Below are 22,055 nucleotides of genomic sequence, written 5' to 3' on the forward strand. Positions count from 1 at the left end.
GAGACTGGCCGCCATGACCGCGGGAGCTCTCGACGTCGCCCTGGAGTACGTGCGGCTGGGGCTGCGCTTCGACCGCCTGGAGGCCGGCTTCGTCGACGCCTACACCGGCGATCCCCGGATCCGCGCGCAGGTGCAGGACGAGCCGGCGCCCACGCCGCGGCAGCTGCGCGACCGCGCGCGGGAGCTGCAGCGCGAGCTGGACGCCGCCGGGCTCCCCGAGGAGCGCACGTCCTTCCTGCGCGGGCAGCTGACCGGTCTGGAGTGCAGCGCGCGGAAGATGAGCGGCGAGCCGGTCGGCTTCGTCGAGGAGGTGCGCGCCTACTTCCAGGTCGACGTCGAGCTGGGGGACGAGGCCGCCTACGCCGCCGCACACACCGAGCTGGACGCCCTGCTGCCCGGCGACGGGTCGCTCGCGGAGCGGTACGCGGCGCACCGGCGTCGGGAGGAGTGCCCGCCGGACCGGCTGGAGAGCGCGGTGCAGGCGCTGTCCAGCGCGCTGCGCGACCGGGTGCGTGGCCGGTACGGCCTCCCGGAGGTCGAGACGGTCCGCTACGAGGTGGTCACCGACAAGCCGTGGTCGGGGTTCAACTACTACGAGGGCGGCTACCGCTCCCGCGTCGCGATCAACGCCGATCTGCCGCACCGGCTCTCCCAGCTCGCGCACCTGGTGGCGCACGAGTCCTATCCCGGGCACCACACCGAGCACTGCCGCAAGGAACAGGGGCTCGTCGAGCGGGCCGGCCGGATCGAGCACACGGTCTTCCTGGTCAACACCCCCGAGTGCCTCATGGCCGAGGGGCTCGCCGACCTCGGCGTCCCGGCGGCGATCGGGGAGGGCTGGGGGAGCTGGTCGGCGGAGATCCTCGGCGACCTCGGTCTGCGGTTCGACGGCGACCTGGCCGAGCGGATCGCGGTGGCGGCCGCGCCGCTCAACCGGGTCCGTCAGGACGCCGCGGTGCTGCTGCACGACCGGGGCGCCGGGGCCGACGAGGTGGCGGCCTACCTGCAGCGGTGGGCGCTGGTGAGCCCCGAGCGTGCGCGGCAGCAGATCCGCTTCCTCACCGACCCGCTGTGGCGGGCATACATCTCCACCTACGTCGAGGGGTTCGACCTCCTGACGCGGTGGCTGGCCGCCCGCCCGGCGGACCAGCCGGTCGCCGACCGCTTCCTCCGTCTGCTCGACGAGCCGCTGACCCCGCAGCGGATCGCCGCCGAGATCCCGGCCGCCTGACCCGTGGCAGCCCGCTCCCCGGCGCAGGCGCGGTTCCTGGGGCTGTGGACCGCGGGCTGGCTGGCCCTGCTGCTGGTGGCCGGCATGCTCCGGTTCGGCGACCCCGCGGTGCAGTGGCCGGTGCTGGTGGTCCCGGCCCTGTGGGCGCTGGTCGCCCTGCGGCCCCGGCGGGCGTCGCGGGCCGGCGGTGCGGGTTCCCGGCGCCCCGGTCGATCGGCCGAAGAGTGGGCCGAGGACAGGTGGGCCCACGACGAGGAGGCCGAGGACCGGTGGGTCGACGACAGGTGGGCGGAGGACGGTCGGGCCGACGACCCGTGGGCCGAGGACGGTCGACCGCGGGACGCGGGACGGTGGCCCCCGCCGGGCGAGCGCACCGACACCGTGGAGCGTCCCGCGCTGCGCCGCCGGTCCGACGGCACAGACCGGTGGCGGTGAGGGGTCGGCGCTGACGCCGTCGGCGAAACCGGTGGAAGCTGTCGGCGGGCGGAGGGATGCTTTCGCGCGTGATCCACGCCCGCGGCCTCGCCCGCACGTTCCGCAAGCGCAAGCAGGAGGTCCACGCCGTCGTCGGGGTCGACCTGGACGTCGCCCCCGGTGAGATCGTCGGCTTCCTCGGCCCGAACGGGGCCGGGAAGACGACGACGCTGCGCATGCTGACGACGCTCCTGGAGCCCACCGCGGGCACCGCCACCGTGGCCGGCTGCGACCTGCGGGCCGACCCGGTCGGGGTCCGCCGCCGCATCGGGTACGTCTCGCAGAGCGGCTCGACCGCCCCGGAGGCGCGGGCCGGGGAAGAGGTCGTCGACCACGCCCGCCTCTACGGCATGAGCACCGCCGAGGCGACCGAGCGCGGGCAGCGGCTCTTCGCCGAACTCGACCTCGACGGGCTCTGGGAGCGCCAGCCCAAGGCCATGTCGGGCGGCCAGCGCCGCCGCCTCGACATCGCGGTCGGGTTGATCCACGTGCCGGAGCTCGTCTTCCTCGACGAGCCGACGACCGGGCTGGACCCGCAGGCGCGGGCCAACCTGTGGCAGCACATCCGCGGGCTGCGCGAGGAGCGCGGGACGACGGTCTTCCTGACCACCCACTACCTGGACGAGGCCGACGCGCTCTGCGACCGGATCCTCGTCATCGACCACGGGGCGATCGTCGCCGAGGGCACTCCCGACCAGCTGAAGTCGCAGGTGGGCGGCGACGTGCTCACCGTGATGGTGGAGCGCCCGGAGCAGGCCGCGGAGGTCGCCCGCCTGGTCGAGGCACTGCCGGGGGCCGAGCAGCCGCAGCTGCTCGCCGACCGGGTCGTGGGCCGGGTGTCGCACGGAGGTCGTGCGCTGGTCGAGCTGGTGCGGGCCCTGGACGCCGCGGACGTCCCCGTCAGCGGCATCGAGAGCCGCCGGCCCAGCCTCGACGACGTCTTCCTCGGCCTGACCGGCCGGTCCCTGCGCGAGTCCGGCGCCGCGCCGGCGTCACCCCCCGCTCCGGCGGTGGCCGGGCGATGAACACCCTCCTGCGCGACACCGGAACCGTGTTCGCCCGCGCCATGCGGATGTCGCTGCGCAACCCCGCCTGGCTGGTGATCAGCCTGATGCAGCCGATCCTCTACATCCTGCTGTTCGGGCCGCTGCTCGAGCCGCTGGCCGGTCAGCTGGGTCCGGGCGACGCCTACCAGATCTTCGTGCCCGGCATCCTCGTGCAGCTGGGCATGTTCGGGGCGCTGTTCGTGGGCTTCGGGCTGATCGCCGAGTGGCGGGCGGGGGTGATCGAGAGCCAGCGGGTCACCCCGGCCAGCCGCACCGCCCTCCTCCTCGGCCGGGTGCTGCGCGACGTCGTCGTCCTGCTGACGCAGGGAGCGCTGCTGGTGCTGGTGTCCATCCCGCTCGGGTTGCGGGCGCCGGTGCTCGGCGTCGTCCTCACCCTGCTGGTCGTCGCCCTGCTCGGTGCGGCGCTGGCGGCGGTCTCCTACGCCCTGGCGCTCACGCTGAAGAGCGAGGACGCGTTCGCACCGCTGCTCAACGCTGTCGTCTTCCCGCTCGTGCTGCTGTCGGGCATCCTGCTGCCGATGAGCCTGGCGCCCGGGTGGCTGCAGGCGGTCAGCGACGTGAACCCGTTCAAGCACGTGGTCGAGGCGGCCCGTGAGTTCTTCGTGGGCGGGTACGGCACCTCGACCGCGTGGTGGGGGGTCGCGATGACGGTGTTGCTCGCGGTCCTCGGCTGGGCGTTCGGGGTCCGCAGGTTCCGTCGCGAGTCGAGCTGACGGTCCGTGCGGGACGGCTGCGACGGATGAGGCCTCCGGGTGACATCCACTCCTTCTCGTGGGGTGCACGTCACGTGGATGTCACCCCCCGGGCATAGCGTCCGCAGTGGACGGCGAGCTCCCCTCGCCGTCCACGGGAGGCCCGGTTGGTGCGACTGCGTTCGTCGTCCAGAGGGGCCGGTCCCCGGCTCCTGCGCCGGGGCCCGGCCACCTTCGAGCAGGGGTGCGCCTCGTCACCGGGGCGTCGCCTCAAGGGAGCCGACTCGTGACCACTCGCCGTACGTTCGTCCTCGACACCTCCGTCCTGCTGTCCGACCCGGGCGCGCTGCTGCGCTTCGGCGACGCCGACGTGGTGCTGCCCCTCGTCGTCATCGGGGAGCTGGAGGACAAGCGCAACCACCCCGAGCTCGGCTGGTTCGCCCGCCAGGCGCTGCGCATCCTCGACGACCTGCGGGTCACCCACGGCAGGCTCGACGCGCCGGTGCCGGTGGGGGAGAGCGGCGGCACGCTGCACGTCGAGCTGAACCACAGCGACCCCGCGGTGCTCCCGGCCGGTTTCCGGAACGACAGCAACGACAGCCGGATCATGGTGGTCGCGCTGAACCTGCGGGCGGAGGGCCGGGACGTCTGCCTGGTCACCAAGGACGTGCCGCTGCGCGTCAAGGCCGCGGCCGTCGGGCTGGACGCCGACGAGTACCGCGTGCTCGACGCGGTGGATGCCGGCTGGACCGGGATGGCCGAGGTGTCGGTGGAGGACGCCGAGCTCGACGTGCTGTACGAGGACGGCGAGGTCTTCCTGCCGGCCGCGGCCGAGCTGCCCACCCACACCGGTCTGGTCCTGCTCTCCTCGCGCGGCTCGGCCCTCGGCCGGGTCACGCCGGACAAGCAGGTGCGGCTGGTGCGGGGCGACCGGGAGGCCTTCGGGCTGCACGGGCGCTCGGCCGAGCAGCGGGTCGCGCTGGACCTGCTGCTGGATCCGGCGATCGGCATCGTGTCCCTCGGTGGTCGGGCCGGCACCGGCAAGTCGGCGCTGGCCCTGTGCGCGGGGCTGGAGTCGGTGCTGGAGCGGCGGGCGCACAAGAAGGTGGTCATCTTCCGGCCGCTGTACGCCGTCGGCGGTCAGGAGCTGGGGTACCTGCCGGGCGGCGAGGGCGAGAAGATGTCGCCCTGGGCCCAGGCCGTCTACGACACCCTGGGCGCGCTGGTGTCCCGCGAGGTGCTCGAGGAGATCGCCGCGCGGGAGCTGATCGAGGTGCTGCCCCTCACCCACATCCGCGGCCGCTCGCTGCACGACTCCTTCGTGATCGTCGACGAGGCGCAGTCGCTGGAGCGGGGCGTGCTGCTCACCGTGCTGTCGCGCCTGGGCAGCAACTCCCGCGTGGTGCTCACCCATGACGTCGCCCAGCGGGACAACCTTCGGGTGGGCCGGCACGACGGCGTCACGGCGGTCATCGAGAAGCTGAAGGGGCACGTGCTGTTCGCGCACGTGACGCTCACCCGTTCCGAGCGCTCGCCCATCGCGGCGCTGGTGACCGAGATGCTGGAGGACCTGCCGCTCTGACCTGAGCAGCCGCGTCGGCCGCTCTGGGGGTGGTTCTCCCGCCGCACGGGTCCTGCAACGGCCCGGGAGCAGCGGGAACACCCCCGGAGCGGGGCGTCCACAGGCGCCGCCGTCGTCCACCGGACCGGCGCGGGCCTGGTCACCCGGGCGGGCCGCGTCGGACGGTCGGAGGATGACCGACCCGCACTTCCACCTGCCCGTCCGTCTTCGCCGGGACGCCCTGACCGAGGGCTGGTCCGACGGCGAGCTGGCCCGGGCCGTCCGCTCCGGGGAGCTGAGCCGGCTGCGCTGAGGGGCCTACGTGGACGCCGTCCTCCCCGCCGGTCCGGCCGCGCAGCACGCGCTCCTGGTCGAGGCCACCGTGGCGCTGCTCCGCCGCCCGGCGGTCGTGAGCCACCAGTCGGCGGCCGTGCTGCACGGGCTCCCGCTGTGGGACGTCGCGCTCGACCGGGTGCACATCACCCGGCCGCCGGGCTCGTGGACCGACCGCAGCCGGGTGTTGTGCTGTCACGTGGCGCGCATCCGCGACGACGAGGTGGTCCGGGTCGGCGGCGTGCCGGTCACCGATCGCGTCCGCACCCTGCTCGACCTCGCCCGCTCCCTGCGGTACGAGGCGGCCGTGGTCGCCCTCGACGCCGCGCTGCACCGGGGGCTCGTGACCCACGACGAGCTCCGCGCGCGGCTGTTCGACATCGTCGGAGCTCCCGGGACGCGGAGCGCGGCGCGAGCCGTCGCCGCGGCGGACGCCCGCTGCGAGAGCGTCGGGGAGAGCCGCAGCCGGGTGATCCTCCAGCGCTGGCAGCCGGCTCCCTCGGCGCTGCAGTTCGAGGTCCTCTCCGCCGGCGGGGACCTGGTCGCCCGCACCGATTTCGCCTGGGAGGGGGCCCTCCTGGTGGGAGAGTTCGACGGGCGGGTGAAGTACGGCCGGCTGCTGCGGCCGGGGCAGGACCCCGGCGACGCCGTCTTCGCCGAGAAGCGCCGCGAGGACGCTATCCGGGACGAGGGCTGGCACGTCGTCCGCTGGGTGTGGGCAGAGCTGTCCGTGCCGCACCGCCTCGCCGCGAAGGTGCGCCGGGCGGTGGAGCGGGCCCAGCGGGGAGCCGGTCAGGCGGCGTCGGCCGGCTCCTCCGTCGGCGTCGCCCGGGCGGCGGGCCGTCGCCGGCCCTCGGGCGCGGGCTTGGGTGGTGTGACGACGGCGCGGACCAGCGCGACGACGACCCAGCCGGCGGCCAGGCACCACGGCAGCCGGTTCACCATGTCCTCGGTCGTGAAGTCCCCGCGCAGGCCGAGCGCGAGCACGGGGACGGCCAGCACGAGCCCGACGAGCAGGACGTCCCAGCGGAACGGGCTCATGCCTGCGGGCTGTCCAGGCGCTCGCAGAGCAGCGAGGCCCAGCGGTGCGGGGTCGCGCGGGCGCCGTCGAGGAGGGCCACGGGGACGGTCAGCCGCTGCAGCACGGCCGCCGGGTCGGCGCTGAGGTCGGTGTCCTGCACGACGAGGGCGTCGACGCGGGGCAGCCCGCCGAGCCACACCTCGAGGTCCTCGGGCTTGCGGGTCGCCTCGGCGACGGCCCAGACCGACGCCGGCGACCAGATCGCCAGCATCTGCGACATCCAGTAGAAGTCGCTGCGGAGCGGCGCGTCCACGGCGACGATCGTCAGCATGCCGACGTCGGTCGCCTCGTGCTGACGGTCGATGGCCGCGTCGACCGTGGTCACCCGGCTGCCCTTGGGGGCGAGTCCGGCGAGGTCGCCGCGGGTCGCCCACTGCACGCGGTCGGGGTCCAGCCGCAGGGAGACGGCGAGCGCGCGCGCGGCGCGGAGCGCCTCGACACCGGGCCCCACGACGAACAGCACCTCACCGGCTCCGGTGGGGAGCTCCGGCGCCTCGGGCAGCCGCGCGGCCAGCACGCGGGTCAGCGCCGCGTAGGTGCCCTCCGCCTCGATCCGGCCGGCGAAGTCCGCCGCCAGCAGGTCGTGGGGCAGGCCCAGCTCGCTCAGCCGGGCGACGATCTCGCGCGGGCCGGCGGGGCTGAGCCCGGTCCGCCGCGACGGCGCCGGGGCGGCGGGGACGTCGGCGGCCCGCGCGGCGGGAACCGGCCGGTGGACAACGGCGTCGTCGTCGATACCGGCCAGCTCCGGGTGGTCGTCGCCCATGAGGGGACCCACCGGGAGGCGCGTGACGGTCGCCAGGGTGCGGGGTGCGGACCGGGTCCCCTCGGCCTCCCGGGCAGCGGCGTCGCGCGGGCCGGCTGCGGCGGGGCGTGACGGGGGGACCGCCGGGCGGCCCGACGCCGGCGGCACGGGGGGCAGCCCACGACCCCGCGCGCCGGGCAGCGGCGGCAGCAGGGACACCCGCGGCATGACCGTCGTGGCGTCCGACGACAGGGTGAGCGGGGCGGGGTCGCTGGCGGTCCGGGCGAGCAGTGGCTCCTCGGCGACGGCGTCCGCGGCGATGGCCTCCTCGGCGACCGCATCCGCGGCGATGGCCTCCTCGGCGACCGCATCCGCGGCGATGGCCTCCTCGGCGACGACCTCCTCGGCGACCGTGTCCGCGGCGATGGCTTCCTCGCCGAGAGCTTCCGCGGCGATGGCGTCCGCGGCGAGGGCCTCCTCGGCGACCGCGTCCGCGGCGACGACCTCCTCGGCCACGGTCGCCTCGGCGGGCGAGGCCTCGGCGACGACCTCCGCGGCGGTCTCCGCGGGCAGCTCCACGGCGTCCTCGGCCACGGCGAACGGGACCCAGTCGTCCTCGACGGCCGGCACCGGTGACTCGTCGACGACCGCGGCACCGCCGTCCTCGACGACGAGCGCGGCCTCCCCGGCGACCGTGGCCACCTCGAGCGGAGCCGGCGACGTGGGAGCCCCGCCCAGCACATCGGCCCAGATGGGCGAGTCGGTGCCGACGGGGCGAGCGAGGACCGGCTCACCCCACAGCGCGGTGTCGGCGGCGGAGCTGCCCCAGCCGAGGTCGGCGGAGGTCGGTGCGGGCGCCGCCGGCGGGAGGGGGTCGTCGAAGAGGGGGAACGACGACACGGCGCCGACGGGCTCCGGCACGACGAGTGCCGGCGCGGGCGGCGACGAGGTGACCGGCTGCTCGCCGACCGAGGCGAACAGCGGGGTGTCGAGGGGGTCGGGCTCGACGACGGGGAGCTCGCTGCGGACCGGCTCGTGGTCGACCAGCTCGGGCGTGGTGGTGACCGGCTCCGGCAGGAAGGCGTCACCGGCACCCGGGAGGTCGAGCGCAGGCAGCACGGGCTCGGCCTGGACCGGCTCGGTCAACGCCTCCCGCGGGGAGTCCCCGGCCAGCATCTTGCGCAGGATCCCGGCGAGGGCCTCGTCCGAGTGGCCCTGGGCCAGGGCGTCCCGCAGCGCCTCCGCGATCTCCTCCTGCCGCGCGGACGGCGCCGGCGCGGCGGGCTCCGGTGAAGGGGCCGCCCAGGTGGGCAGGCCGTCGGCTCCGGTCGTGGACGTGGAGGGCGGCGCGGTGGCCTGATCTCTCACCGTGAACTCCTCCTGCTGCACGGCCTGGGACCGCGTCGACGGGTCTGCTGAACGAATGGCCGCGGCCAGGGACGAGCGGGGCGCCGGCGTGCCGGGGGCTTCGGCGGTGAACGGAACCGGATCCTGTGCGGCCGGGTGGAGCTCCGCCGGCTGCGCCAGCGCTTCCTCGACGGCCTGGCGCACGTCGCGATCCCCGGAGACCATGCGGGCCAGTGCCGCCGTGAACGGGGAGGGCGCGGCCTCCGCGTCGTCGCGGGCGGCGGTCGGCTGCTTCGCCGGCGACGGAGCCGTCTGCGTGCGCGGGGTGGACGCGGCTCCGCGCGTCGCCTTCGGGAAGGTGGCCCGGGACGCCGACGACCGCCCGTACCCGGTGGAGGGGGCTGCGGGGGTGGCGGGAGTGCCGGTACCGGCGGGCGAACCGCCCAGCAGGCCGGCCAGCTCGTCGATCCGCTCGTCGTCCGCGGGCGCAGCGGGCGCGGCGGCCGCAGCAGGCGCAGCGGGCGTGGTGGGCCAGGAGGAGGCCCCGGACGTCACCGGCTCCACCGGTGCCTGGCGCGTGGCCTCCGCGGCCCAGGCGGCGGCGCCGTTGCGGGCAGGGGCTGTCGTGCGGGCGCGGGCCGGAGCAGCCGAGGCCAGCGGGGAGTCGTACGCGGCGACGGGGGTGGCCTGCGTGGGGCCCGTCGACGGCGAGGGGGCGCCGGGGCGGACGAACTGGTCGGGCGCCACCTCGGCGACGTACCGCTCGGTGGCGAAGAAGCCCAGCACCCCGCCGGAGCGGACCCGCCGGACCCCGACGACCCGGACGTGCGGCCCGAACTGCTCGCGCGCGGCCGCGATCGCGTCGTCGCGCGTGGCGGCCTCAACGGATCGCAACGGCACCGCTCACCACTCCCAGCGACTCGATCTGGGCCGTCCGGGACACCTCCGCGTAGGAGATGACCGGCAGCCGGGGCAGGATCTGGCGCATCAGCCGCGCGAGCGCCGCGCGGACCTGAGGCGAGCAGACGAGGACGGGGGACAGGCCCTGCCGCTCGGCCTCCTCGAGCATGCCGCTGCAGCCGTGGACGAGGGCGTCCACCGCGCCGGCGTCGAGGGCGAGGACGGCGCCCATCTCGGTCTGGCGGACCGCCTCGAGCAGCCGCTGCTCGAACCCGGGCTCCAGCGTGAGCACGTGCAGCCGCTCGTCCGGCGTGACGTAGGGCTGGCTGATCGCCGAGCCCAGTGCCGACCGGGTGGCCTCGACCAGTCCGTCGAGTTCGGTCGAGTGCTTGGCACGTACAGAGAGTGCCTCGAAGATGCGCACCAGGTCGCGGATCGACACACCCTCGGCGAGCAACGCATGCAACACGCGTTGCACCTCTCCCAGGGTGAGCAGCGCCGGGGTCAGCTCCTCCACGACGACCGGGTGGGAGCGGCGCACCATCTCCACGAGGAGGCGGACGTCCTCCCGCCCGAGCAGGTCCGCAGCGTTCTGCCGGACGACCTCCGCCAGGTGGGTGGTGATGACCGATGAGCGGTCGACCACGGTCGCCCCGGCCATCTCGGCGGCCCGCTGCAGCTCCGCGGGCACCCACTTGGCGGCGAGCCCGAACACCGGCTCGCGGGTCGGCTTGCCGGGGAGCCCGTCCAGCGCGTCGCCGATGGCGAGCACCGTCCCGGCGGGGGAGCTGCCCTTGGCGACCGGCACGCCGTTGAGCCAGATGACGTACTGCGAGGAGGGCAGGTCGAGGTTGTCCCGGGTGCGCACCAGCGGGATGACCAGACCGGTCTCCATGGCGACCTTCCGGCGCAGGGCCTTCACCCGGTCCAGCAGGTCGCCGCCGCGCGCGGTGTCGACCAGGTCGACCAGGTCGAAGGCCACCTCGAGCTCCAGCGGGTCGACCCGCATCCGCTCGGCGATCGCCTCGGGGGAGTCCGGGGCGGGTTCCAGCTCGGCGGCCGCCGCGGCTGCCTCGGCGTCCTCGTCGATCTCCGGCTCGTCGGTCAGGCGGGTGGCCAGGAAGAGGAACAGCGCACCGACGAGCAGGAACGGCAGCTTGGGCAGTCCCGGGATCAGGCACAGGGCCAGGGCGGCGCCGCCGGCGATGCGCACCGGCTGCTGGAACCGGCCGAGCTGGGCGATCAGGTCGGTGCCCATGTCGCCCTCGCTGGCCGACCGGGTCACGATGATGCCGGTGGCGGTCGACATCAGGAGCGCGGGGATCATCGAGACGAGCCCGTCGCCGACGGTCAGCAGCGAGTAGGTGCTGACCGACTCGGCCGGGGTGAGGCCGCGCTGCATCATGCCGATGGCGAAGCCGCCGATGAGGTTGACCAGCGTCACCACGATGCCGGCGATGGCGTCGCCCTTGACGAACTTCGACGCGCCGTCCATGGAGCCGTAGAAGTCGGCCTCGGCGGTGACCTCGTGGCGGCGCTTGCGTGCCTGGGCCTCGTTGATCAGCCCGGCGTTGAGGTCCGCGTCGATCGCCATCTGCTTGCCCGGCATGGCGTCGAGGGTGAAGCGGGCGCCGACCTCGGCGACGCGACCGGCACCGTTCGTGATCACCACGAACTGCACGATCGTGAGGATCAGGAAGATCACCAGACCGACGACCAGCGAGCCGCCGATGACGATGTGGCCGAACGCCTCGATCACCTTCCCGGCGTAGCCGTCGGTGAGCACCAGCCGGGTGGAGGAGACGTTGAGGGCCAGCCGGAACAGCGTCGCGATGAGCAGCAGCGACGGGAAGACGGCGAAGTCCAGCGGCTTCCTGATCTGCATCGCGACCAGGAGGACGAGCAGCGAGATCGCGAGGTTCAGCCCGATCAGCATGTCCATCATCGCGGCGGGCAGCGGCACCACCAGCATGAGCACGATCGAGACGACGCCGATCGGGACGGCGGCCTTGCCCAGGCCCTTCACTCGCCCGCTCCGGGGGCGGGGGACAGACGCTGGCTCACCCCTCCCTCATCGGCAGGCCGGCACGCAGCCGGTACCTCCCCATGGCCACCGCTCCTGGCTCACCGCTGGGGGTCCTGGCTCACGGTCGACGCTGAGCCAGGACCCGGAATGATCAGGTGACCTGATCACCATCGTTCAGGCGGCGACGGTGGGGCGGCGCCGGCCGGCCTTGGGCAGATCCGTCGTGTCCGGTGCCTCGAACCCGGGACGGTGGAACCCGCCGCGCACGCCGCGTGCACCCAGGTGCATGACGAAGGCCAGCACGCGGGCGACGGCGGTGAACAGCTGCGGGGGGACCTCCTGCCCCAGCTCGCAGGAGGCGTGCAGCGCCCGCGCCAGCGGGACGTCCTGGACCATCGGCACGCGCGCCTCGGTGGCCCGTTCGCGCAGCTTCGCCGCCACCTCGCCGGCGCCCTTCGCCACCACGCGGGGTGCGCCCTTGGCGGCGTCGTACTTGAGCGCGACGGCGACGTGGGTGGGGTTGACCAGGAGGACGTCGGCGTCGGCCACCTCGGCCATCATCCGGTTGCGGGACATCGACATCTGCACCCCGCGGCGGTGCGCCTTCATGTACGGGTCGCCCTCGGCCTGCTTGTGCTCCTGGGTGATCTCGTACTTGCTCATCTTGAGCTGCTTCAGCATCTTGGTCCGGACGACGACGAAGTCGGCGACCGCGATGACCAGGCCGGTGACGGCGACGACCCGGAACATCAGGACGGCCGAGTCGGTGAAGGTGGCGGCGACCGCCGAGAGCGGCAGCGCACCCGCGGAGGACACCAGCGTCTGGGCCCGCTCGCTGGTGACGATCACGACCGTGCCCAGGGCCGCGGTCTTGATCAGCGCCTTGGACACCTCCCACAGCCCCTGGGTACCGAACATGCGCTTGAACGCCGGGAGGGGGTTGAACTTCTTCAGCGTCGGCTTCATCGGTTTGCCGGCGAAACGCACCCCGCCCTGGGCCGCCGAGGAGGCGACGCCGACGAGCATGAGGGCGATCGCGGTCGGCAGCAGCGTCGTCAGGAAGGCCACCAGCGCCGTACCCAGCAGCGCGGTGACCGTGGTGACCTCGGGGTTCCTGGCCACCGCGCCGACGTGTACGAACAACTGCCGCACCGTGTCGAAGGCGTTGCCCACGAGCATCGGCAGCAGGAAGCTCGCCGCCGCCACGCCCAGCCAGGTGCCCAGCTCCTGGGTCCGGGGGATCTGCCCCTCCTTGCGCGCCTTCTTCAGGCGCTGGGGAGTGGGCTTCTCGGTCTTCTCACCACCCGGTCCGTCCTTGGCCATGCGTCACCCCCTCAGCCGCCGCGTAGCGAGGTCATCGCCCGCACACCGTGCTCGAGCAGCGAGTCCAGGGCCGGTGGCAGCAAGGGGAACGTCAGCCCCAGCATCGCCAGGGTGAGCATGATCTTCACCGGGAAGCCGAGCGAGAAGACGTTGAGCGCCGGGGCGGCGCGGCTCAGCAGCGCGAGCGCGACGTCGGCGAGCAGCAGCACGGCGACCATGGGGCCGGCGATCTGCAGGGCGGCGAGGAACATCATCGAGAACGCGGTGACGAGGACGGCCGCGAGCTGGTCGGTCGGCACGTCCCCGCCCACGGGGAGCCCCTCGTAGGAGGTGGCGAACCCCTTGACCATCAGCAGGTGGCCGCCGCTGGTGAACAGCAGCGTGGTGGCCAGCAGGTAGTGCAGCTTGCCCAGCGAGCCGTTCTGCGACATCGACAGCGGGTCGTAGCCCGGCTGCAGGGCGAAGCCGCCGGTGACGTCGAGGATGTCGCCGGCCATCTGCACCGCCGTGAACAGCACCTGGACGACGAACCCGAGCGCCGCGCCGATGACCACCTCGGTCACGGCGGTGACCACCAGGAAGCCGGCGGTCGGCTCGGGCAGGGTGGGGGCGATCTGGGTCGACAGCAGCACCGCGAGCGCCAGGGCCAGGGCGCCCTTGACCGGACCGGGGATCACCCGGGAGTTGAACGGCGGGGCGAGCAGGATGAAGCCGGCGGCCCGCGCCGTGCCGAGGAGCAGGGCCGCGAGCGTGACCGCCGGGACCGAGAGGTCCACGGCGCTACGTCCGGTCGAGCAACGCCGGCAGCTGGTCGAACAGGGCGTGCGTGAAGCTGACCATCTCGGAGAGCACCCAGTTCCCGGTGACCAGCAGGGCGATCGAGACGGCGATCATCTTCGGGACGAAGGAGAGCGTGGCCTCCTGGATCTGGGTGGCCGCCTGGAACAGCGAGATCAGGAAGCCGACCAGCAGGGCGGTGATCAGGAAGGGCGCGGCGACCTTGGCGGCGAGCATCATGGTCTGCGCCGCGATCTCCGTGACGTCGGCGTCCGACATCAGCCAGCCCCCCCGTAGGAACCCACCAGCGCGGTGGTGATCAGCGCCCAGCCGTCGACGACGACGAAGAGCAGCAGCTTGAACGGCAGGGACACGATGGTCGGCGGGACCATCATCATGCCGAGCGACATGAGCGCGGCGCTGACGAGCATGTCGAGCACCAGGAACGGGATGAAGATGACCAGCCCGATGATGAAGGCGCTCTTCAGCTCCGAGAGGACGAACGCGGGGATGAGCGTGGTCATGCTGACCGCGGCCGCGTCCGCCGGGGCCTCCTCGCCGGAGAGCCCGATCATCAGCTTCAGCTCGTCCTCGCGGGTGTTGGCCAGCAGGAACTCGCGCAGCGGCCCCACGCCCGCGTCGTAGGCCTGGGAGACCGACATCGTCCCGTCCATGTAGGGCTGGACGGCGAGCTCGTTGATGTCGGAGAACACCGGGCCCATCACGAACAGCGTCAGGAACAGCGCGATACCGGTCAGCACCTGGTTCGGCGGCGACGTGGCCATGCCGAGCGCGTTCCGGGTGAGCCCCAGCACCACGACGATCTTGGTGAACGAGGTGGCGAGCAGGAGCACCGACGGGGCGACCGACAGCACCGTGATCGCCAGGATCAGCGTGATCGAGTTGCTGGGGGAGCCGTTGCCGATCGAGATGTCCACGGCACCACCGACCTCGGGCGCCACCGGCGCCGTCGGCTCCGTGGGTGCCGTCGGGACGGCCGCGGCCGGACCCGCCAGCAGGACCGCCGCCACCGTGGCGACCAGCAGGGACAGCAGGACCACGAGGGCGCGGCGTCGTGCCCGCCGGCTGCCCGGGGAGGGCAGCGCGCACAGCGCGGTCGTCATGTCCGCCGGACCGTCCGCTCGCGCAGTTCGTCGACCAGCGTGCCCCAGCCGTTGCGGTCCAGGACGGAGCCGGCGAGGACGCCGTCCCCGGAGCGGGCCGCCTGGACCGGGATCGCGGGCGTGCCCTCGCCCGGGCCGTCCGCGGTCCGGGGTCCGCCCGGGGCCCGGCGCTCGCGCAGCGCTGCGTCGACGGCCTCGGCGTCGACCTCGGCGAGCAGGGTGACGTGCTCCTCGGTGGCCCCGACGACCAGGACGACGTCGGCGATGCGCACCACGTTGACGGTGCTGGTGCGGCCCATCCGCTGCCGGGCGAGCACCTCGATGAGGCCGTTGCCCTGGCCCAGGCCCTTCTTCTTCGCCAGCCGGGCGGCGAACCAGAGCACGCCGCCGATCAGGGCGAGGGACAGGAACAGCCGGATGATCATCCACGTCATGAGGCCTGGGCCCCCAGCTCGGCGGCGTCGGTGACGATCTCGCTGATCCGGAGGCCGAAGTCCTCGTCGACGACGACCACCTCGCCGCGGGCGATCAGCGTGCCGTTGACCAGCAGGTCGGCCGGCGCGCTGGCGGCGCGGTCGAGCTCGACGACCTCGCCCGGGTGCAGGGACAGCAGCTCCTGCACCGTCATCCGGGTACGGCCGATCTCGACGGTGACCTCCATGGCCACGTGCCGCAGGAGCTCGAGGCTGCCGCGCTGCTCGCGGGCGGCGGGCAGCGTGACCTGCAGCGCGAGGGTGGCCTGGTGCTCGCCGTCGGCCAGCAGCGGGACGGCGACGAACATGCCCTTGTCGCGCAGCCCGTCGAGGGCGGCGACGGGCTCCTCGGTGCGCTCGGAGGCCACGCGCACGCGGCCGAGGGTGGCCGCAGCGGCCTCGAGGGCCGGGCGCAGGGCCGCGGAGACGTCCATCTGACCCACGGGGGAGTTCTGCAGGGCGTCGACGACGTCGCTGGAGAGCACCAGCACGACGTCGCCGGAGACCTCGCCGGAGAGGCCGGCGGTGACCGCGACCGCGGCCGCCGGGGGCAGCGGGACGGTGTCGGGATCGCTCACGGGGGCGCCGGCGGTCAGCACCGAGGACGAGGGGATCAGGTCGGCGGCGGCACGGGCGGCCGCGGCGACGACCGCCGTGACGGTCTGGGAGTCCTGCGAGTCGGTGCGGGGCGCGGTCATGCGGAGTCCTTCGCGGCGTGCGGGGTGGGGACGATCGAGGCAGCCAGTCGTCGCCGGTGGTTGCTGGCAATCGCGTAGGCGAACGTCACGTCGTTGGTGGTGACCTCCAGCGGGCTGTCCCGGGGATGGCGGAGCAGCAGCACGTCGTCGACGGCGAGGGAGAGCAGGTCGGAGGAGGAGACGGTGAGCGGGGCGAACCGGACGCTGACGTCCACCGGGACCAGGTTCAGCCGGTCGATCAGCGCCTCGCGGGCTCGCTGGCGCTTGCGCAGCGCGGACTCCGACAGCTGCGGGGAGGCCGCGTTGTTCAGGGCCTGGGCGAAGGAGGAGAAGGGCAGCACGACGGTGGCCTCGCCCTCGCGGCTGCCGACCTGCAGCGAGTAGCTGGCCACCATGACGGTGTCCGAGCCGGCGGCGGCCTGGGCGAGCTGCGGGTTGTACTCCCGGCCGACCAGCACCGGCTGGAGCTCGGTGACGGACGCCAGCGAGGTCGCGAACTCGTCGAGCAGCCGGTCGAGCAGGTGGTTGGTGATGGTGGTCTCCATCGCCGTCATCGGCCGGTTGGGCTGATCGGCGCTGCCGGAGCCGCCCAGCATGTGGTCGACCATCGCCATGGCGATGTCGAGGGGGAAGGCCAGCAGGCCCTTCCCGGCGAGCGGCTCCAGGGTGAACGTCGACATGAAGGTGGGGTTGGGCAGCGTCCCGACGTAGTCGTCGTAGGAGAACTGCTCGATGCCACCGAGCTCCATGCGCGCACCGGCCCGGAGGAACGTGGTGAGGATGGTCGTCGCCTGCCGGGCGAAGGCCTCCTGCGCGATCTGCATGACCCGCACGTGCTCGCGGGAGAGCTTCGTCGGGCGGCGGAAGTCGTAGGTGCGCGGCGCCCCGCGGCGGCTGCGGCCGCTCGAGGCGGCGGAGGTCGGAGCCGGGGCCGGCGCGGCGGCCGGGGCCGGTCCGGTCTCGGGGGTGGTCACGCAACCCCTCATCGGCGGGGACCGGCAGCACCCTGACCGGGTGCCACCGGGAGCCCGTGGCGGCCGGGGAGCGCGTGACGGGTGGTGCGGCTGATGCACGACAGGGGTGCCCTCCGTGATCGGAGGGCACCCCTGCGTGGTCGCGCGGGCGCTACTGGGTCACGTACTCCGTGTAGTAGATGCCCATGACCATCGGTACGTCGTGCTCCGTGTAGGCCTCGATGATCTTCTGCTCGAGCGACTCCTTCAGCGCGTCCCGGGCGCCGGTCACGTCGGCCGGGTTGGCCTGCGAGAACGTGGAGATGATCGCGTCGTAGGCCTTGGCGCCGTCGACCCCCCCAGCGCCGTGGCCGCCGCCGGCGGCCGCCGCGGTGTAGTCGAGCGTGATGCCGATCTTCAGGTAGCCCCCACCGGCCAGGTTCACCGCGATCGGCTCCAGAGCGGTGTAGCCGCCGTGCTCCGGTGCCGCGGCCTCGGCCTTGCCCGAGCCGGCGAAGAGGAAGAAGTAGGCAGCGCCGGCCCCGGCGAGCAGCACGACGGCCAGGATCAGGAAGAGCTTCTTCTTCCCGCCGGAGCCCTCGGTCTCCTCGCCGTCGGCGGGGGCGTTCTTGTCCTTCTTGCTCATTCGGTCACTCCATGGTGGGCGGCGTCGAGCCCGGGCAGGAGGGCGTTGGCCTCCGCCGAGGCGCTGGACAGGACGACGACGTCGACCCGTCGGTTGACGGTGAGGGCGTTGGGGTCGGACTCGGGCACCAGTGGCCGGGTCGAGGAGTAGCCGGTGGCCGACAGGCGTGCCTGCGGGACCCCGTCCGTGGCCAGGTACCGCACGACCGTGGTCGCCCGGGTGGCCGAGAGCTCCCAGTTCGACGGCCACGGGCCGCCGCGGGTCACCGGGAGGTGGTTGGCGTGCCCCTCGACGCCGAGCGCGTTGGGCAGCCCGGTGAGGGTGGGTGCGATGGCGCTCAGGATGGCGCGGCCCTCCGGTCGGAGCGCGGCCTCCTCGGCGTCGAAGAGCACCTGGTCGGCGACGATGTGCACGACGAGGCCGCGCTCGTCGATCTCGTAGCGCGCGGCACCGGCGTGGCCGGCCGCGGCGAGCGCGGCCTCGATCTTCTGACGGGCGGCCGCCAGCTCGTCGTAGGCGGCCTTCGCCTCGGCGGCGATGCGCTCGGCCCGGTCGGCGGCGGCCTGGGCGGCGGCCTTGTCGATCTGGGCCTGCTGGACCGTCGGGTCCGGCGGGATGGCGGAGGCGATGTCCACCACGCCGGGGAGCCCGTCGAGCACCGACCCCTCCGGCGTCGGGCCCGGCTGCACGGTGATCGGCCCGCCGAAGCTCTCGGCCATGCCCTTGGCCAGGGCGGCGAACTTCTGCTCGTCCACCTTGCTCATCGCGAAGAGCACCACGAACAGCACGAACAGCAGCGTCATCATGTCGAAGCCCGACACCAGCCACCGTTCGTGGTTCTCGTGCTCCTCGTGCTCCTCGTGCTTCTTGCCGCGGCGGCGGCCGTGACCGGTGCTCACGAGGTCACGCCGCTTCCTTGGCCACCGAGCCCGGCGGCACGAGCGAGGTCAGCTTGAGCCGGACGGCCCGCGGGCTCGTGCCGGCCTGGATCTCGGCGATGCCCTCGACGAGCAGCTCCATCTGCGCGGCCTGCAGCTCGCTGACCCGGAGGATCTTGGCGCCCATCGGCAGGAACCAGAAGTTGGCGGCCATGACGCCCCACAGCGTGGCGATGAACGCCGCAGCGACCATCGGGCCGAGCGTCTCCGGGTTGTTCAGGTTCCCCATGACGTTCATCAGGCCGACGATGCAGCCCAGGATGCCGATGGTCGGCGCGTAGCCGCCCATGTTGTTCATGAACTTGGCGGCGACCTTGTCCTCGGCCTTCTTCGCCGAGATCTCGCTCTCCAGGACGGCGCGCAGCTCCTCGGGGTCGGTGCCGTCGATGCCCATCTGCAGGCCGCGCTTGAGGAACGGGTCCTCGATCGCCTTGACCTGCGCCTCCAGCGCGAGCAGGCCCTCCTTGCGGGCCTTCTCCGCGAGGCTGACCAGCGTCTGGATCTGGTCGGTCGGCGGCGGCACCTTCGCCGGCATCACGGCCATCTTGAACCAGTTGCCGACCTTCTTCAGGTCGTCCATCGTCTGGCTGGCCGCCGCCGCGCCGAAGGTCGCGACGACGACCAGGATGATCGCCGGCAGGAAGATCAGCGACGTCGGGTCGGCGCCTTCGAGGATCATGAAGACGATCAGGGCGACGATGGAGATGGTGAACCCGATCAGGGTGGCCGGATCCACGGATCAGCGCTCCTCTCGGGTCGGGAAGAGGACGACCGACGAGTCGCCGACCTGCTGCTCGGGGACGTGCGGGCGGTAGGCGCCCCGGTCCATCTCGTAGGAGAGGGCGAGGATGCCGGCGCGGTACTCGCGGATCTCCTGCAGCACCTCGGCCACGCTCTCGCGCACCACGTACTTCGTGCCGTCCACCAGGAAGGCGACCGTGTCCGGGTGGCCCTCGACCTTCTCGATCAGGTCGGGGTTGAGCGCGAACTGGTCGCCGTTCAGGCGCGTCACTCGGATCACGGGTCGGACCTCTTGCTCGGTGGGGGTGGGTGGGAAGTGGACACGGATCGGGCGGGAACGGCACTTCTGTCATCGGCTCCGGACGGGGGGTCCTTGAGCCGAAGGTGCTGGCGGGAGCCGTGTGACCGACGGCCCGGTCACCCCGAGGGGTGACCGGGCCGCCCGGTTCACATGCTGGAACGGCCTTCCTGCAGGGCCCCGCGCTGAGCTCGCGAAGCGTGGGGGGCAGGAAGGTCCTTCATCAGCGCTTCAGGTTCACCAGGTCCTGGAGGATCTCGTCGGAGGCGCTGATCACGCGGCTGTTCGCCTGGAAGCCGCGCTGGGCCACGATCAGGCTGGTGAACTCCTCGGAGAGGTCGACGTTGGACATCTCCAGGGCTCCGGAGACCAGGTTGCCCCGGCCGCCGGCCCCGGCGACACCGATCATCGCCACACCGGAGTTGTCGCCGACGCGGAAGGCGGAGTTGCCGGCCTTCTCCAGTCCGCTGGGGTTGTTGAAGGCGGCCATCGCGAGCTGGCCCAGCGGCTGGCGCAGCCCGTTGGAGTAGATGCCGGTGATCGTGCCGTCGTTGGAGAGCTGGAACGACTGCAGCGAACCCAGGGCGTAGCCGTTCTGCTCCGGGGCGGTCACCTCGCTCGAGCCGGCGAACTGGCTGATCGTCCCGAGGTCGACGGCGACCGGGCCGGGCCAGCCGGCGGCGCCGGGGGCGAAGCTGATCCCGCCGGTCGGTGCGGTCATCCTGCCCGCCGTGTCGAAGGTGACGGTGCCGTTGAACGGGCTGCCGTCGGCGTTGGTCAGCGGGAGCGCCGCGCCGCCGTTGTTCTGGACGGTCAGGCTCCAGGTGTCCGCGCCCGTCTTGTTGAACGTGTAGGTGACCGACTGGGCGACGCCCTGCGCGTCGTACATCGTGGTCGGGGTCTGCACGAACGACCCGATCGGGGCGGCGGCGTTGAGGTTGCCCTCGAGCGTGCCGGTCCCGGTGGCGCGCGGGTTGACGATCTGGCCGTAGGGCACGGTCAGGGCGCCGATCGGGCCGTTCGGGTTGATGGCGCCGTTGGCGTCGGCCACCCAGCCCTGCAGGATGCTCCCGTCCGGGGTCACCAGCCGGCCGTTCGCGTCGAAGTCGAACGAGCCGGCCCGGGTGTACAGCTGCTCCCCGCCGGGCCCGGTGGTGACGAAGAAGCCGTCGCCCTCGATCATGAAGTCGGTCGAGCGGCCTGTCGACTGGGCCGCCCCGTTCGTCCAGTTCGTGGTGACGGCGGCGAGCTTGACGCCCAGGCCGATCTGGGCGGGGTTCGTGCCACCCCGGTCCTCGGCCGGGGCGCCACCGGCGCGCACGACCTGGGACAGCGTGTCCTGGAAGACGGTGGCGCTGCTCTTGAAGCCGACGGTGTTGACGTTGGCGATGTTGTTGCCGGTGACGTCCATCTTGGTCTGGTGTGCACGCAGACCGGAGATGGCGGAGAACATGGAACGGAGCATCGGGGATCTCCTCCGGGTGGGGTCTCGGGGTGGGGGAGCGCGGGTCGGCGCAGGGGTGTGGTGGGGGTCAGCGGGTGCCGACGTCGGTGATCCGGCCGAGCGGCACCGCGACACCGCCCACGGTCGCCACCGCCTCGGCCGTGTCGGTGCCCAGCCGGACCGAGCTGACGACGCCGGTTCGCGCGGCACCGCTCTCGTCGGTGTAGGTCACCGTCTGGCCGACCATCGCGCCGGCGCTGCTCGAGCGCTGCAGCGCCAGCATCGAGGCGTTCTGCTTCGCCAACTGCTCCAGCTTCTCCACCTGGCTGAAGGTGGCCGTCTGGGCCATGAGCTGGTTCGTGTCGGCGGGGTTGCTCGGGTCCTGGTACTTCATCTGGGCCACCAGGAGCTTGAGGAAGGTGTCCTTCCCCATCTGGTCCCCACGCTCCACGGAGTTCGTGGCGCTGTAGGTGGCGGTGGTGCCGACGGCACCGCCGACTGCGTCCGGCATGAGGTGACTCCTTCTCTCAGGCGAGCACGTCCACGCCGGACGACGTGGATCGCATGCGGGGGCGGGGCGGCCCCTCCTCCCCGCTATCGGCAGTCCGCTGCCCGGACCGGAACCGTTCGCCGGTCCCGTCGGAGGCCGGCGAACGGCCGCCCGGCCCCTGCTGCGCCTGCTGCTCGGCGGCGTGCCGCGCCAGCCAGGAGCCACCGGCGTCGGCGTCGACCTCGACCCGCGAGGGGCTGAGCCCGGCGGACTCGAGGTCGCGGCGGAGCTCGGGGAGGGCGTCCAGGAGCGCGGCACGGCCGAGCTCGTGAGCGCCGCGCAAGGTGAGGTCGAGGCCTCCCTGGCCGACGGTCACCTTCACCTCGACCGGACCGAGGTTCTCGGGGGTGAGCACCAGCGTCATCGTGTGCGAGCCGTCGCCCGCCCCGCTGAGCACCGCCACCTGCCGGGCCACCTGACCGGAGACCGGCAGCGTCGCCCCGGAGCCGGGGGGGGGGGGGGGGGGGGGGGGGGGGGGGGGGGGGGGGGGGGGGGGGGGGGGGGGGGGCGGGCGGGGGGGGGGGGGGGGGGGGGGGGGGGGGGGGGGGGGGGGGGGGGGGGGGGGGGGGGGGGGGGGGGGGGGGGGGGGGGGGGGGGGGGGGGGGGGGGGGGGGGGGGGGGGGGGGGGGGGGGGGG

General features: G+C 73.5%; 21 protein-coding genes. 5 read left to right on the forward strand and 16 right to left on the reverse strand.

Going from position 1 to position 22,055, the window contains the following annotated elements; translation table 11 throughout:
• The first annotated feature begins 13 nt into the window (after positions 1–13).
• From ACI799_RS09295 to ACI799_RS09315, 5 genes are all read left to right on the forward strand, one after another.
• On the forward strand, positions 14–1,231 hold the full coding sequence (locus ACI799_RS09295) for a DUF885 domain-containing protein (RefSeq protein WP_456590558.1): 1,218 nt from the start codon (positions 14–16) through the stop codon (positions 1,229–1,231).
• A 3-nt stretch (positions 1,232–1,234) separates the two neighbouring features.
• Positions 1,235–1,666 carry a hypothetical protein gene (locus ACI799_RS09300; RefSeq protein WP_456590559.1) on the forward strand — a complete coding sequence of 144 codons (432 nt, stop codon included), beginning with the start codon at positions 1,235–1,237 and terminating at the stop codon, positions 1,664–1,666.
• Between the two features lie 68 nt (positions 1,667–1,734).
• On the forward strand, positions 1,735–2,730 hold the full coding sequence (locus ACI799_RS09305) for an ATP-binding cassette domain-containing protein (protein WP_456612940.1): 996 nt from the start codon (positions 1,735–1,737) through the stop codon (positions 2,728–2,730).
• Entirely contained in the window at positions 2,727–3,485 is a 759-nt protein-coding gene (locus ACI799_RS09310; protein ID WP_456590561.1) for an ABC transporter permease, read from the forward strand. Before ACI799_RS09305 ends, ACI799_RS09310 begins: the two co-directional genes overlap by 4 nt.
• A gap of 265 nt (positions 3,486–3,750) precedes the next feature.
• The gene (locus ACI799_RS09315; protein ID WP_456598048.1) at positions 3,751–5,046 is read left to right on the forward strand and encodes a PhoH family protein; all 1,296 of its coding nucleotides are present in this window, start codon (positions 3,751–3,753) and stop codon (positions 5,044–5,046) included.
• Between the two features lie 1,349 nt (positions 5,047–6,395).
• Here ACI799_RS09315 and ACI799_RS09320 read toward each other — a convergent pair.
• The 16 genes from ACI799_RS09320 to ACI799_RS09395 form a co-directional block, all read right to left on the reverse strand.
• The gene (locus ACI799_RS09320; protein ID WP_456612941.1) at positions 6,396–9,428 is read right to left on the reverse strand and encodes a hypothetical protein; all 3,033 of its coding nucleotides are present in this window, start codon (positions 9,426–9,428) and stop codon (positions 6,396–6,398) included.
• Complete coding sequence (flhA, locus tag ACI799_RS09325; RefSeq protein WP_456598044.1) at positions 9,409–11,454, reverse strand: flagellar biosynthesis protein FlhA; 2,046 nt, start codon at positions 11,452–11,454, stop codon at positions 9,409–9,411. The genes ACI799_RS09320 and flhA overlap by 20 nt, the downstream gene beginning before the upstream one ends.
• 174 nt (positions 11,455–11,628) lie before the next feature.
• On the reverse strand, positions 11,629–12,777 hold the full coding sequence (locus ACI799_RS09330; protein ID WP_456612942.1) for an EscU/YscU/HrcU family type III secretion system export apparatus switch protein: 1,149 nt from the start codon (positions 12,775–12,777) through the stop codon (positions 11,629–11,631).
• A gap of 11 nt (positions 12,778–12,788) precedes the next feature.
• A complete protein-coding gene (gene fliR / locus ACI799_RS09335) occupies positions 12,789–13,553 on the reverse strand; it encodes a flagellar biosynthetic protein FliR (protein ID WP_456612943.1) in 765 nt (254 codons plus the stop codon).
• A gap of 4 nt (positions 13,554–13,557) precedes the next feature.
• Positions 13,558–13,833 (reverse strand): flagellar biosynthesis protein FliQ, encoded by a 276-nt coding sequence (gene fliQ, locus ACI799_RS09340; RefSeq protein WP_456612944.1) that lies wholly within the window; start codon positions 13,831–13,833, stop codon positions 13,558–13,560.
• The gene (gene fliP, locus ACI799_RS09345) at positions 13,833–14,678 is read right to left on the reverse strand and encodes a flagellar type III secretion system pore protein FliP (protein WP_456612945.1); all 846 of its coding nucleotides are present in this window, start codon (positions 14,676–14,678) and stop codon (positions 13,833–13,835) included. Before fliP ends, fliQ begins: the two co-directional genes overlap by 1 nt.
• Positions 14,675–15,112, reverse strand: coding sequence for a FliO/MopB family protein (locus tag ACI799_RS09350; protein WP_456590571.1), 438 nt, complete (start codon positions 15,110–15,112; stop codon positions 14,675–14,677). Before ACI799_RS09350 ends, fliP begins: the two co-directional genes overlap by 4 nt.
• Positions 15,109–15,849, reverse strand: a complete 741-nt coding sequence (fliN, locus tag ACI799_RS09355; protein ID WP_456590572.1) for a flagellar motor switch protein FliN — start codon at positions 15,847–15,849, stop codon at positions 15,109–15,111. Before fliN ends, ACI799_RS09350 begins: the two co-directional genes overlap by 4 nt.
• Positions 15,846–16,823: a flagellar motor switch protein FliM gene (locus ACI799_RS09360; protein WP_456612946.1), complete on the reverse strand. Its 978-nt coding sequence runs from the start codon at positions 16,821–16,823 to the stop codon at positions 15,846–15,848. The genes fliN and ACI799_RS09360 overlap by 4 nt, the downstream gene beginning before the upstream one ends.
• Before the next feature lie 151 nt (positions 16,824–16,974).
• Positions 16,975–17,448, reverse strand: a complete 474-nt coding sequence (locus ACI799_RS09365) for a flagellar basal body-associated FliL family protein (RefSeq protein WP_456590574.1) — start codon at positions 17,446–17,448, stop codon at positions 16,975–16,977.
• Positions 17,445–18,347, reverse strand: a complete 903-nt coding sequence (locus ACI799_RS09370) for a flagellar motor protein MotB (RefSeq protein WP_456590575.1) — start codon at positions 18,345–18,347, stop codon at positions 17,445–17,447. The genes ACI799_RS09365 and ACI799_RS09370 overlap by 4 nt, the downstream gene beginning before the upstream one ends.
• 4 nt (positions 18,348–18,351) lie before the next feature.
• Positions 18,352–19,122 carry a motility protein A gene (locus tag ACI799_RS09375; RefSeq protein ID WP_456590576.1) on the reverse strand — a complete coding sequence of 257 codons (771 nt, stop codon included), beginning with the start codon at positions 19,120–19,122 and terminating at the stop codon, positions 18,352–18,354.
• A 3-nt stretch (positions 19,123–19,125) separates the two neighbouring features.
• Positions 19,126–19,407: a flagellar FlbD family protein gene (locus ACI799_RS09380; RefSeq protein WP_456590577.1), complete on the reverse strand. Its 282-nt coding sequence runs from the start codon at positions 19,405–19,407 to the stop codon at positions 19,126–19,128.
• Positions 19,408–19,648: 241 nt separating this feature from the next.
• A complete protein-coding gene (locus ACI799_RS09385) occupies positions 19,649–20,890 on the reverse strand; it encodes a flagellar hook protein FlgE (RefSeq protein WP_456590578.1) in 1,242 nt (413 codons plus the stop codon).
• 67 nt (positions 20,891–20,957) lie between these two features.
• Positions 20,958–21,380 (reverse strand): flagellar hook assembly protein FlgD, encoded by a 423-nt coding sequence (locus ACI799_RS09390; protein ID WP_456590579.1) that lies wholly within the window; start codon positions 21,378–21,380, stop codon positions 20,958–20,960.
• A 16-nt stretch (positions 21,381–21,396) separates the two neighbouring features.
• Positions 21,397–21,822, reverse strand: coding sequence for a flagellar hook-length control protein FliK (locus ACI799_RS09395; RefSeq protein ID WP_456590580.1), 426 nt, complete (start codon positions 21,820–21,822; stop codon positions 21,397–21,399).
• Between the last annotated feature and the right edge of the window lie 233 nt (positions 21,823–22,055).

This window comes from Blastococcus sp. SYSU DS0753, assembly GCF_054051175.1.